We start from the raw sequence: 13,956 nt of genomic DNA on the forward strand, positions 1-13,956 counted from the left end.
ATTGGGGTCAAACTATCTATCTGAAATACGTATTTTTGGCCCACCAAAACTAAAAGTTATGAACGCATATGTTTTTCCTGGGCAAGGTGCCCAATTTGTTGGAATGGGGTTGGATTTATACGAAAAATATCCAATTGCTAAAGAACTTTTTCACAAAGCAAATGATATTTTAGGTTTCGATATTACAGAGGTCATGTTCAGTGGTACGGCAGAAGGTCTAAAGGAAACAAAAGTTACTCAACCCGCAGTATTTCTTCATTCAGTGGTATTGAGCAAAGTAATGGGTGAATCTTTCAAGCCAGATATGGTCGCGGGTCATTCTCTTGGTGAGTTTTCAGCTTTGGTGGCCAATAGTACTCTAAGTTTTGAGGATGGATTGAAATTGGTTTCTCAACGCGCCTTGGCGATGCAAAAAGCTTGTGAGTTACGGCCCAGTGCTATGGCTGCCGTACTAGGTTTAGACGATGCAGTGGTAGAAAAAATATGCAAAGAAACCCCGGGGATCGTAGTAGCTGCCAATTACAACTGTCCGGGCCAATTGGTTATTTCCGGTGAGGTTGTAGCGGTTGAACTTGCTTGCGAAAAATTAAAGGAGGCGGGTGCAAAAAGGGCGCTTATGTTGCCAGTTGGTGGCGCCTTTCATTCCCCTTTGATGGAGCCTGCCCGTGAAGAACTGGCCGCGGCCATTGAGAGTACGGTGTTTTCACAACCAAGTTGTGCCATCTACCAAAACGTGACAACAACAGCTGTCAATAGTTCGTCCGAAATAAAAAAGAACCTAATGTTGCAGCTAACTGCTCCCGTTAAATGGACGCAAAGTGTACAGAATATGGTCAAGGATGGCGCAACTTTATTTACGGAAATAGGTCCTGGTAAAGTGTTGCAGGGTTTGGTGAAAAAAATAGCTCCCGGGGCAGAAACCACTGCACCTATTTTAGAATAGGATTTAATTGACGCGTAAAAGTACCATTCACCTAAAAAATAGCTTTTTGAACTGTTAATGAATAGGTTACTTTATTTTTTCACTAATATTGAGCCCCCTTGTTTTAATTGGAAGTAGTACCTATATATTCCAATCAAATAATGGAATTGAAAATTAATGCTATGAAATTGAATATATATACTAGTGTGATGAGCACTATTAAAAAGGACTTTTTTCAGAAGACATTATTGGTTTTTGGTCTGCTTTTCCTTTCGGTTTCAATAGAAGGTGTTTTTGGCCAAACAATATCTGTTTCAACAATAAGTGGAAACACCACGGAGGAAGGTGGTACCGCCACGTTTACTGTAACGCTTAGTGCTGAGCCAACCGATGATGTCATTATTGCTTTATCAAGTAGCGACACCAGTGAAGGTACGGTTACTGCGTCGGTCACAAAAACCCCTGCGAATTGGAACAACCCCACTCCCGTTACGGTAACGGGCGCAGATGATACTATCATCGACGGAGATATAGTTTATACGATCATCACGGGCAATGTAACTTCGTCTGATGCCAACTACGATGCTTTGGACGGGTCTTCCGTAGCGGATGTTACCGTAACCAATACCGATAATGATGTGGCAGGAGTAAATGTTTCTACGATAAGTGGAAACACCACGGAGGCATTTGGTACCGCCACTTTTACTGTAACGCTTAGTGCTGAGCCAACCGATGATGTCATTATTACTTTGTCAAGTAGCGACCCCAGTGAAGGCACTGTAGCTGCCTCGATCACAAAAACGTCATTGAATTGGAACAATCCCACTGCCGTTACGGTAACTGGCGTAGATGATACTGTCATCGACGGGGATATAGGTTATACGATAATCACGGGCAATGTAACTTCGTCTGATGCCAACTACGACGCTTTGGACGGGTCTTCCGTAGCGGATGTTACCGTAACCAATACCGATAATGATGTGGCAGGAATTAATGTTTCTACGATAAGTGGAAACACCACGGAGGCAGGTGGTACCGCCACGTTTACGGTAACACTTAGCAGTCAACCTACGGATAACGTTACGATTGCACTGTCAAGTAGCGACACTAGTGAAGGTACGGTTACTGCGTCGGTCACAAAAACCCCTGCGAATTGGAACAACCCCACTCCCGTTACGGTAACGGGCGTAGATGATACTATCATCGACGGAGATATAGTTTATACGATAATCACGGGCAATGTAACTTCATCTGATGCCAACTACGACGCTTTGGACGGGTCTTCCGTAGCGGATGTTACCGTAACCAATGCCGATAACGATACCGCCACTATTAGCATTAATGATCCAACTCCGGTTAATGAAGGTAACGATCCGGGACAAACTTCAACCTTAGACTTTACGGTTACTATTGATAGAGCTGATCCCAATAATGATATTAGTGTAGCTTATTCAATAAGTGGAGGTAACGAGGATGGTGACATAGGAACTATAACTTTTCCAGCAGGAACAACAGTCCTTTCCCAGAATATCTCCGTCACTACGAACGGAGATACGGGCGTTGAGGCAGACGAAGCTGTACGTGTTACACTGAGCAACCCTAGTGCAAACTCCACAATCAGCGTGACCGATAACGTTGGTCAAAGCAGTTTTACCGATGATGATGCCGCTGGCGTAGTGATTAATGATATTGTTGTCAATGAAGAGGACGGGGTGGCCAAATTTACCATAACCTTAAATGGGAATGTCTTTTTTGGGGGTACAAAGGTGTTTTATGAAACAAGTAATAACACCGCGGTTTCGGGAGAGGATTATACGGCTACTTCATCATCAGTAACTTTTGGATCGGGAACCGACCAGGCTAAAGAAATAAGTATTCCAATCAATGATGATGCTTTGTTGGAGTCTGACGAAACATTTTTTGTCAACATTATTTCATCCAGTAATATTTTCATTTCAATTAGAGACAATCAAGGGATTGCAATGATTAGAGATGATGATAATTGTCTAGAGCCTCCCGTACTCAATTCGGTTTCTCCCATAATTTGCGTTGAAGAATCGAGTAATCCCATTTCCATAAATTTATTCGATTACACAGATTCAACGGCACCAAGTGGGGCTGTTTTGACTTGGAGTTTAAGTTCCCAGCCATTAGAAATCGCCTCACATTTATTGCCTGCAGAAGCCCAGAGCATAACTTCTATTGGATCTTATTATGGGTTCTTTTATGATGCGGCCAAAAATTGTGCAAGTGGTCCGATTGAAGTACAGATTGTTAAAAATGTTATACCCACCTTGGTCAATTTTACGAGTAACGAGCGTTGCGGTCCAGGCACGGTATTGCTAAGTGCTACACCCAGTGCCGGGGCATCTATTAATTGGTATTCCAGTATAGACGCTAACGTACCTTTGGCAAGCGGTAATAATTTTACCACACCAAGCTTAAGTGCCTCTCGTTCCTATTATGTAGAAGCAGAAGAAAACGGTTGTTTTTCGGCACGTGAAGAAGTTATGGTAACGATCGGGTCTCAAGCTACCACTGGCGTTGCTACAGATTTCTCTATCTGTAGTGTTGCTGCCAATGGGCCGACAACAATAGATTTGGATAATAGATTGGAAGGAGAAGGGAGCGGGGTATGGTCGTATGTCTCCGGCCCGTTAACTTCTGTGGCTATAACCGCGGAGAATGAAGTAGACTTTTCCGGTTTTGCAGAAGGAGATTATGTTTTTAAGTTTACCACAACGAACTCTACGGCTCCATGTGAGAATGTATCGGTAGACGTAACCATATCGGTCAGTAATTGTGAAACTGATATAGATGGAGATGGTCTATTGGGAGGTCAAGAAGTTGCTTTAGGAACGGATCCATCTGATCCTGATACTGATGGTGATGGCATTGATGATGGTACTGAAGTTGGCCCAGATATTAACAATCCTCTAGATGAGGACAATGATGGCATAATAGATGCTTTGGACTCTGACATTTTAGATTCTGATAATGACGGGGTCAATGACCAGAAGGATCCTGCAAATGCTAATCCTTGTATACCAAATAGACAAAATGGTATTTGCGATTTTGATGGCGATGATATTACCGATAGTGATGAGATAGCAAATGGTACGGATCCAGATAATCCATGTGACCCGAATGCAGAACACCCGAATTGTTTGCCAATTGATTTGGAAGTAACTAAAGTGATAGATAATGTAAATGCGGTTGTGGGTGATACTGTTGTTTTCACGATTACCGTAAATAATTTAGATCCAGATAGAGCTGTTGTTGATGTAATCGTTGGCGATTTATTGGGAACAAGTTTTACGTTCGTGTCAAGCGAAGCTACGCTGGGTAGTTATTCTGAAGTTTCTGGAGAGTGGAATGTCTCCCAAATAGCGCCCTTAGGTACGGAGAGCCTACAGATAACCACCAAGGTTACCGAAGATGGTGACTATGAAAATACAGCAGAGCTTTTATCATCCTTGCCCATAGATGAAATTTTGACCAATAATTCGGCTACGGTCCAATTAAACGTAGAAGTGCCGGAAGGAGTGGATTTGGAAGTCTTAAAAGAGGCAAGACCTGATAAAGTTTTGGTTGGCGATGAGGTTGAATTCATAATCAGGGTTAAAAATCGTTCTAAGTCTGATGTCATAAGTGATATCGTAATCAATGATTTGATTCTGTTAGAAAACGGATTTGAATATGTCTCTTCTGAATCTGATTTTAATGGTATCTATGATAATGAATCTGGTAAGTGGACAATACCGGAATTAGGATTGGATAAAACAGCGACCTTACGAATATTTGCAAGGGTTCCGCAGAAAGGAACCTTCACGAATACCGCTACTTTGGTTAACTCATTCCCTAGGGACAGTAATCCAACGAACAATGAAGCAACCGTAACAGTTGATGTAATCGATAAGAGCCCTGCAGATCCAGGATTTCTCTACAACCAATTTTCACCCAATGGAAACAATCAAAATGAAATATTACGAATAAACAGAAAAGATCCACAAACTGGTCTAGAAGTTGCCATACAGTACAAGATCAAAATTTATGACCGATATGGTAATCTGGTATTTGAAACTGAAAAAACGAATGATGGAGATGTTTGGGATGGTACCTACAAAGGTAAAGAAGTCCCTAAAGGAACCTATTTTTACATTATGAATTATAGCATTAATAATGAACCTACGATTCTTGATAAGGGTTGGATACAGCTTATTAGATAAAACACACTATGGATTATAGCTTTTATAAATCGGGGTATACTGTTGTATCACTGTTCGTTTTTTTTATAGGCTTTCAAGCATTTTCCCAGAAAGAACCACAGTACACACAATATATGTATAATATAGGTAGTTTTAACCCGGCCTATGTAGGTACAGTTGAAACCCCAGAGTTGTCGGGATTATATCGGGCGCAGTGGATTGATATTCCGGGAGCTCCGAGAACGTTTCGTTTTGGTGCGAACCTTCCCTTTAAAAATAAAAAGGTGGGTCTGGGTTTAAATGTGGTTAGTGATCAACTCGGTCCGGTATCACAAACCTATGCCGATCTTTCGTATTCTTTTCAAGTGAATGTTACCGATGAAACTAAATTATCGTTCGGTATCGATGCCGGCGGGTCATTTTTGAACGTCGATTTAACTAAGGGAACGTTTGAGAATCCAGGAGAAAATCTCAATGGTCAAATGTTGAGTAAATTTTATCCTACGGTAGGCGCGGGTAGTTTTTTGTATTCCGATAACTGGTATCTAGGGGTCTCGGTACCGAATTTTTTAACCGAAGGTGTTTATAATGATGATGTTGCCTCTATTGTTGACGGTAATTTACAATTTAATTTTATTGGAGGTTATGTTTTTGATTTGTCAGATGGATTGAAATTTAAACCAGCATTCTTGGTAAACACATTGAAAGGCTCGCCTGTAAATGTCAACCTGTCTACTAATTTTTTAATTTCAGATGTTTTTACGGCCGGGGTATCGTATCGAATAGAGAATGCATTTAGTGCTTTGGCCGGATTTCAAATTTCTAACGATTTATTCGTAGGTTATTCCTACGATTATAATACAAACCCGCTTGGCGAATTTAATAGTGGCTCTCATGAAGTTATCCTGAAATTCTATTTGGGCAAAGGAGGAACATCTAGAACAAAAGGAGATAAAGACAAGAGCTCGAAAGGAAAACCCAAACAAATTGACACCCCTCGATTTTTTTAAACCGAACTTAAATGAAATTTAAATTAATCATACTATTCTTTATTCCAGTGTTGATAATGGCCCAGAATAAAACCTCTAAGGCCGACGATTTATTTTTTGGATATCAATATGAAAAAGCTATTGCCGAATATCGAAAGGAAATGGAAAAGAATCCATTGACGAATCAACAGGTATTGAACCTGGCCGATTCTTATTTTAATACAGGTAAATACGATCGCGCTTCAGAACTTTATTTAGAGGTGAATAAGAATGACACCATTATGTCTGTTCACCGTTTTAATAAAATGCTACAGAGTCTATCTAAAAATTCTGATAAGGAAAGGGTTAAAACCTTTCTAAGGTCGAAAACCGCCTTATTGTCTCCAGAGCTTTTAGAAAATGCCGAGTTTAATTATAGTCTATTGGATGGGGAGGATAAAGGTGAGGAAATAGTTACATCAAATATGGCGCTAAACAGTGCGCAGGGCGATTTTTCTCCAGCTTTTTATAAGGATGGGTTATTGTTTAGTAGTAGCAGGCCTCAAAAGTCGAAGGGCATTTATGAACCTTCTGGTGAGTCGTATTTAGATATTTACTTTGGAAGCATCGATACCGATGGTAATTTAGTTGAAGTAGAATCATTTGCTAACATTCCTGACTCTCAATTTCATAAGTCAACCCCTTACTATTCAGAGAAACTATCTACTTTTTTTTATATTTTATCGAATACGGAAGATGGTGAACTTGCCTATGATGAAAATGGGAAGAACGCATTATCTATGGGTATGTTAACAAATAGTGGAGAGTTTAGATTCATTTTAAAGGATTTGAGTACCTCCTTTTATTATCCATTTTTTGATGATACATCTGAACGACTTTATTTTGCCGCCAATTTTGATGACAGTTATGGGGGTACAGATTTGTACTATGTGTACACGAATAATGGTCAAATAATGTCCGCGCCTGTTAATTTAGGTCCTAGGATAAATTCTCCGGGAAATGAAATTGCTCCATTTATTTTTAATGGAAGCCTATATTTTTCTTCTGATGTTTTTTATGGCTTAGGAGGTATGGACATCTACAAATCCAATATTATAGCTGATGGATCGTATACCATTCCGGTCAATTTAGGAAGCGGTATTAATTCGGTTGCAGATGATTTCGGATTTATTATAAAGGAAAATCAAGATAAGACCTTGGCAGGTTATTTCGCATCCAATAGAAAAGGGGGTAAGGGTGGCGATGATCTTTACAAAGTTGTATTGGATGATGTCCCAGGCCTAAGGACATTTGCGCTTAGGGGAAAAGTGGTGAACCTTCTCAATAAAGCAGGTTTGGATAATGCCCAGATTAGATTGTTAAATGGTAAAGGAGACGTTTTAAAGGAGGTTTACGCCACAGAAGGAGGTGATTTTAGACTAGAGGTGCCATGGCAATCGCAAATAACGGTTCAAGCTACTAAAGATGGATATTCCATTTTTTCTACCTCCTATTCCGAAGAAAGCATGAAAGATATTCAGAGCTCTGCCTATACTATAGGATTGGCTAAACTAGAAGATTTGGTGGTAGAGCAAGAAGATAAGACTATTTTGAAATTGGGTAAATTTTATTTTGATAAGGGCAAGTCAGAATTGAACCCTCAGGTACAAACCGAAATGGATAAGGTTGTCGATGCCGTTGCGCGTTTTCCCCAATTACGTTTGAGGATAGAAACTTACACCGATAGTAGAGGAAGTGATTCGTATAATAAAAAGCTTTCTCAAGATCGATCCAATGCAATAAAAGATTATTTGCTTAAAAATGGCTTACCTGCCGATAATATTGTTGAATCTGTTGGGTATGGAGAAAGTAAAATAATAAACAACTGCACTAACGGAGCTTATTGTTTAGATTTTCTACATAAACAAAACGAACGTACATTAATTGTTGTGGTGGAGTAAATTTTTACCGTTCAACTAAAAGATTACGATATAAAAATAATACAGCGAAAAGCACGATAGAAAGAGAATTCCTAAATACGTCAATACTTTTAACCCTTTACTAGGTCGGTATTCTGGCTTAAGCTCTTCACTTGTAACATTTTTCAGGTTCATATACCCAATTATAGGGGCCACCACAAAGGAGACAAAGGTAGCGAGTGCCACTAAACTACCCATGTCTGCACTAAAACCTACTATAACCACAATGTTAATGACGGACAGTACGACTACTCCAATACCAAATGCCATTCTATTTGTGCTTAGCTTAGTTTTGGGAGATAACAGGTCCACTATGTCCAAACTAACTCTTGTTACCCCGTCATGGGCGGTCATACAGGTACTGAACATGGTTGCAAAGGCAGATATGGCAATAAAAAAATACGCCCATGAACCGATATGTGCTGTAAATAAAAGTACGATTTGGTCTGCAAAACTTACCGAATTATTACTGAGTTCTACAGTTGTACCATAGAGTGTGAACCAACCAATGGTCATAAAAAAAAGAGCAAGTATAGCCGTTATACTATAACCGATGTTGAATTCCTGTAAAGATTCTTTAAGACTGGGCTTCTCTTGATTTTTCCACTTTTCTATACTCCAAAGACTAATCCAGCTAGAAGCTTCTACCGTAGTAGGCATCCATCCCATTAACCCTATCAAAAACAGAACGCCAACCTCATTAAAAATCGGCATTGGCTCAAAGCCGGGAATGGTATCTACCGGACCTTTTAAAAGGACTAAGATTGTCGTCGCCAATAAGGCGAGGAAAAGGATACATACGATAAACTTCAAACTTATTTCTAAGAACTTGTACCTGCCAAAAATCAAGAGGGCACTAATGAGAATAAATAACCAAATTGCGACAGTAGCGATAGAATCATGGTCAATTTTGATCAGATTGATAAGCAAGCCCGCTGTTACGGTATACAGGGCTGCCAAAATGGTAAAAGTGGTCAATAGGGTAATGATGGCATAAAACCATAAATACCATTTGCCTCGATTTAAATAACCTTCGATTAAGGTTTTATTGGTTACACTAGTATATCGAACCCCGAACTCAAAAAAGGGATATTTTAGGATATTGGCCAATACTATAGGAATTACCATAACCCAACCATATTGAGCACCCGCTTTGGTAGATAAAACTAAATGGGAAGTTCCTATGGCCATGCCGGCAAAAATTAGCCCTGGCCCTAAATTTTTTAGAATTGCCTTAATTGATGACACCGATTAATGAAATTGGTTATTCCATATAAATTTAAATCATTTAATCTCAATTTTAGCACCATAAAACTTAGGTTGCGTATTGAAAAGCACATCTATAAAGACCTTCACCCGAGCAAAATATTCTCGTAACTGCACTTTGAAACCTTGAGTGGTAGATAAATCCTGTGCATTGAAACCAATGGCATCGAGACCTTTTTGCTTTGCAATGTAAATTGCCCTTTCGTTATGAAATTCTTGTGAAATAACGGTGACCTTGTCAAGTCCAAAAATAAATTTGGCCCGTACCATTGAATCTAAGGTTCTAAAGCCGGCATAATCTAAAAATATAACTTTTTCTGGAATGCCCGCATTAACCAAATCCTTTTTTATGGTATTGGGTTCATTATAGTAGATACTTCCATTGTCTCCGCTGACCAGTATAAATTCTATCTTACCAGCGTTGTAAAGTGCTATTGTAGCTTCTATACGGTACATGTAATAAGGATTGGATGACCCGTCAGTTATTCGGTTAGAAGTGCCGAGTACGAGACCTACCCTATTTTTTGGAATTTTAGAAGTATCATAAAAGGTTTTTCCTTTGGCGGTATTTTTGATTACCAGGTTACAGGTCACTATTACGAGAATTAATACTAATACTAATGTGCCTAGAATTTTAAATAGTCTTTGTAACATCCATCTACAATCAAGTTTAAAGGTAATGAATATGATACAATCTAGAATTTTATTGGATTAAAACCGAATCTAAGATAGAGTACAGGTGTATGTTTGATTAAAAACACTGAAAAACAAATACTTAAGAAGGGTTTAAATATCGAGGGCCGAATTTGAATCTACATAATCACATTTATAAGCAAGCTATGTTGCTAACACGGTGATGGTAGTGTGCAACCTTATAATTCAGTTTTTTGATAAGGGGTTTTAGAGTACTAGCATACTCCTTTCGGTAAAGATAAGATTGTGTAAAATTTATTGAGTGTGATGAAATAGGTTGATAAAAGACAAGATACAAGCTTTAGAGTCATTAGAGGGAGGATACCTGGTCGTGAATTAGAATGTTTGATGAAACTTTAAAACGTAAAATAAACTTAGTACCCTTATCAATTTCACTTTCGCAAATCATTTTGCCACCATTCATTTCCACAAAGTCTTTGGCGATCAACAAACCAAATCCGGTACCTTTTTCACCTTTGGTTCCTTCTTTTGTTTTATGCCTACCCTCATTTTCAAACTTACTGTACCAGTCAACATTCATGCCCAATCCGAAATCCTGCACCCCTATTTCAATAGTGTCGGTACTGCTTTGGGACGACAATATTACTTTTTGACCTTTATTGCTGAATTTAATGGCATTGGAAGTCAAATTACGAAGAATGACCTTTAACATGGTCTCATCAACTAAGAGTTTTAGACACGATATTTTGAGTTCTATATTTATTTCTTTCTCTTCGGCCGTACGTTCAAATTCTTTAACAATAGAGTTAAAGACATTCTCTAGATCACAGTTTTGTTTATTCAACCTAACCCCCTCCAGCTGCTTATATGACCATTCAAGCAAGCTGTTGATCATGGACACCCTGTCATGAATTTCACTTTTTAATTTACGGGTGACTTGCTTTAGTTCGGTATCTGCCAAATCCTTTTCAATCAATTCAATAATTGAAGTTACGTTATTCAGTGGCCCCCTAACATCATGGGTGATTAATGAGAATAATTTGTTTTTTAGTCTATTGACTATTGCAAGTTCCTTATTTTGATTTTCCAGCTCTTTTTTTGCAATTTGTAACTTTTTGGTCTGCCTATCAACTTCTATTGTAAGCATTTTGTTCGTTTCGACCTGTATTCTTATATTCTCGTCTTCGATGGATTTGAACTTAAAGCTGATTAAAATGGAGAAAAGAATTAATTGTAGTGTCACTAAAATTGAAGACGTCAATAGAATGGGATTGAAATCAAAATCAAAATATCTTTTATAGAACCATGATCCAATGTAAAGAATGGCAGCAAGCAGAATGGGAGTATAGGAAAACAAATAATACTTATTGAATTTTTGAGCAGTGTATAAGCGAAAACCTGAATATATATTTAGAAATATAGACGACATAGAGGTAATTGCGGCAAGGATTACAAAAAAATCATTTAACCAATCAATTCTCATTGTCAAATTATTTAAAATAAACACAATAGGGAGGCAGATTACAATTACAGTAAATAAGAAATAAATGTTTGATAAATTGGGATGGTTACTCTTAACAATATTCAAATAATTCTTGGTGAACATTAATAGACCAAAAGTGATGATCATGGCCGATACGAGGGTCATTTTATCTGCAATGCTTGAAACCTCATTACTAAAGGAATTATTGATGAAAATATACAGGCTACAGTGTAAAGTCAGTCCCAAAATGAGAATAAAATAATTGAACAGAATTTTATGTCTTAAAACTAGAAATGAGGCCAGGTGATATATTCCAAAAACACTGAAAATAGCAATGAATACAAAGTTTGAAAGTTGCCAAATATTAAAGATATCCATGATATGAGAAATAATGGGCTAAAAATAGATAATATCAAGGTCAAAGTGGAAATGTTAAGGCTATTTCCTCAATTTGTAAATTTTTGTGGGCTATCAGCAATGATATGAGATGCTTAATGACCTTTTTTTAAAGGTGTGTTTCTGGGAAGAGGTCGTCTTTTTTTTGATGAAAATCACTAAAAATTAAACGATTAACAGGGTTTTAAGGTGTCCGATATTGTACTATAAACTTACAAGAACAGATAGTTACAGAATTTTTAGCTTAACTACTTTTAAATTTTTCTATCAACCAAATGCAGACTCCACCGCTCCTCCGTCAATGCGAATATTGCTGCCATTTATAAAACTTGCATTTTGGGAACATAAAAAGGCTACTACGGCGGCGACTTCCTCTGGTTTCCCTCTTCGCTGCATAGCAATATGCGGGCGCTTATTCTTAACGAACCACTTTACAGCCTCCTCAATTGAGCAATCTTTTTCCTCTGCAAGGTCTTCCATCATCGCATCTGTCATAGGCGTTTCAATATAAGCGGGGGAAATACAGTTAAAAAGGATATCTTCTTTGGAATACGACCTTGACAAGCATTTTGAAAGGTTTATAACTGCTGCTTTGCAAGCGTTATAGGGGCTTTCATCTTCATAAGGCTGAAACGCGTTTTCAGATGCAACTAAAATCATTCGTCCCCATTTCAGCTTCTGCATGTGAGGAACAAAGGCCCGTGCAATGCGCACAGCACCCATTAAATCTACCTGAATAGTCTTCATCCAATCATCATCTGTTAATTCTAAAAAATCACCGGCAGCGCCACGAGCACCTGCCGAATGAAATATAATATGCGCTCCGCCAAATTCCTTTTCAATTCTGTCGGCCATGTCCAGTACTTCCTGATTTTTAGATATATCAGCGGCCATTCCCATCACTTTTGCTCCTTTTTCGCAATCCTTCTCAACTTGTGTAACTGCATTTTTTAATTTTTTTCCATTGGTCTTATCCGAAAGTACCACATTGACCCCTTCTCGTACTAAAAATTTTGCAGTCTCTATTCCAAGTCCAGAATCTCCACCTGTAATTAATGCTGTTTTACCCTTAATTTTTAAATCCATTTTAAAATGTAGTTACAATTATATTATCAATTTATTTTTTGCTACCCTCGGTACTCGATATCTCAGTTTTAAATATTAAGTTTTTAAATTTTAGAGAGATTCCAACATCTTCTTTTTCAAATCTGATAAGCTTTTTATCAAAGCAAGATTGGTCTCTATTTTTAGCATCTGATTCCTAAGGGTAATGGCCGTAGGTTTGGGCATAATAAAATCGGTCAATAGGCTTTCATACTCTTTTACAACAGCTTTTTCTCGAAGAATGGATTCTTGTAACATTACCTCATCTTTATCAGCTATTTTATTTTCATGGTGTTTAGAAATACTTTTATTATTGGTAGAGTGTTCTAAACTTTTGAAATTATGACCAAGTGAATCGATGGTAAGTTTTAACTCTTCCGCGAAATATTTTCGTTGACGAGACATGCCTTCAAAGTAAACCGCTAATTCATTGGAATAACATTTTTTAGAGGCAAATGCAAAACTTTTCTCTGCATCCCTATTATATTGTAGAATACCATGCAGCCGTTCGGCGAGTTCTATTATCGGGGTATACATCTCTGATTGTCATAATAATTAGGGTGTAAAGTTATTTCGTACAGGTCTTTGAGATTTGCTCATTAAATTTAATAACTATCGTGATTCCTTTAATTTCAGAAAATCCCTAAAGAGCAGATTTATAGCACTATAAAATCACCATTTCAAAACGTTGAATTTTCTTAGGGAGCCAAGACACCACTTTCGATTCTGAATTTCTTATTGAACCAATGAATAAATCTCATAGTAAACAACATCATAATAAGCTAAGCCAATTTTATTGTTTTGATCAATGAGGAGAAAATAATTGAAGTCCTTTACATGTTGATGAGTTTTAATTTTTTCCTTCGCTAAAACTTCATGATTGTTGTTGAATGAATATCAACCAAAGGAAGAAATTCTTTTTTACAGTCTCAATTTACCAAAACATAGTTCTATACGAATAAGATTTGACGCAAAG

At 37.9% G+C, this 13,956-nt stretch carries 9 protein-coding genes; 4 read left to right on the forward strand and 5 right to left on the reverse strand.

What is annotated here, in order from left to right; all coding sequences use genetic code 11:
* The first annotated feature begins 58 nt into the window (after nt 1-58).
* The 4 genes from fabD to ACNR9Q_RS06545 all read left to right on the forward strand — a co-directional run bounded on the left by fabD (nt 59) and on the right by ACNR9Q_RS06545 (nt 8,059).
* Nucleotides 59-943: an ACP S-malonyltransferase gene (gene fabD, locus ACNR9Q_RS06530; protein ID WP_419213805.1), complete on the forward strand. Its 885-nt coding sequence runs from the start codon at nt 59-61 to the stop codon at nt 941-943.
* 161 nt (nt 944-1,104) lie between these two features.
* Complete coding sequence (locus tag ACNR9Q_RS06535; RefSeq protein WP_419213806.1) at nt 1,105-5,151, forward strand: gliding motility-associated C-terminal domain-containing protein; 4,047 nt, start codon at nt 1,105-1,107, stop codon at nt 5,149-5,151.
* A gap of 8 nt (nt 5,152-5,159) precedes the next feature.
* On the forward strand, nt 5,160-6,140 hold the full coding sequence (locus tag ACNR9Q_RS06540) for a type IX secretion system membrane protein PorP/SprF (RefSeq protein ID WP_419213807.1): 981 nt from the start codon (nt 5,160-5,162) through the stop codon (nt 6,138-6,140).
* A gap of 11 nt (nt 6,141-6,151) precedes the next feature.
* A complete protein-coding gene (locus tag ACNR9Q_RS06545; RefSeq protein ID WP_419213808.1) occupies nt 6,152-8,059 on the forward strand; it encodes an OmpA family protein in 1,908 nt (635 codons plus the stop codon).
* Nucleotides 8,060-8,074: 15 nt separating this feature from the next.
* Here ACNR9Q_RS06545 and ACNR9Q_RS06550 read toward each other — a convergent pair whose 3' ends face one another.
* From ACNR9Q_RS06550 to ACNR9Q_RS06570, 5 genes are all read right to left on the reverse strand, one after another.
* Entirely contained in the window at nt 8,075-9,325 is a 1,251-nt protein-coding gene (locus ACNR9Q_RS06550; RefSeq protein ID WP_419213809.1) for an NRAMP family divalent metal transporter, read from the reverse strand.
* A gap of 36 nt (nt 9,326-9,361) precedes the next feature.
* Nucleotides 9,362-9,997 (reverse strand): SanA/YdcF family protein, encoded by a 636-nt coding sequence (locus ACNR9Q_RS06555; RefSeq protein WP_419213810.1) that lies wholly within the window; start codon nt 9,995-9,997, stop codon nt 9,362-9,364.
* Between the two features lie 349 nt (nt 9,998-10,346).
* Nucleotides 10,347-11,858, reverse strand: a complete 1,512-nt coding sequence (locus tag ACNR9Q_RS06560; RefSeq protein ID WP_419213811.1) for an ATP-binding protein — start codon at nt 11,856-11,858, stop codon at nt 10,347-10,349.
* 285 nt (nt 11,859-12,143) lie between these two features.
* Nucleotides 12,144-12,962, reverse strand: a complete 819-nt coding sequence (locus ACNR9Q_RS06565; RefSeq protein ID WP_419213812.1) for an SDR family NAD(P)-dependent oxidoreductase — start codon at nt 12,960-12,962, stop codon at nt 12,144-12,146.
* 90 nt (nt 12,963-13,052) lie between these two features.
* Nucleotides 13,053-13,517, reverse strand: coding sequence for a DUF2383 domain-containing protein (locus tag ACNR9Q_RS06570; RefSeq protein WP_419213813.1), 465 nt, complete (start codon nt 13,515-13,517; stop codon nt 13,053-13,055).
* Between the last annotated feature and the right edge of the window lie 439 nt (nt 13,518-13,956).

Source organism: Maribacter sp. X9, from assembly GCF_048537565.1.
Taxonomy (GTDB): domain Bacteria; phylum Bacteroidota; class Bacteroidia; order Flavobacteriales; family Flavobacteriaceae; genus Maribacter.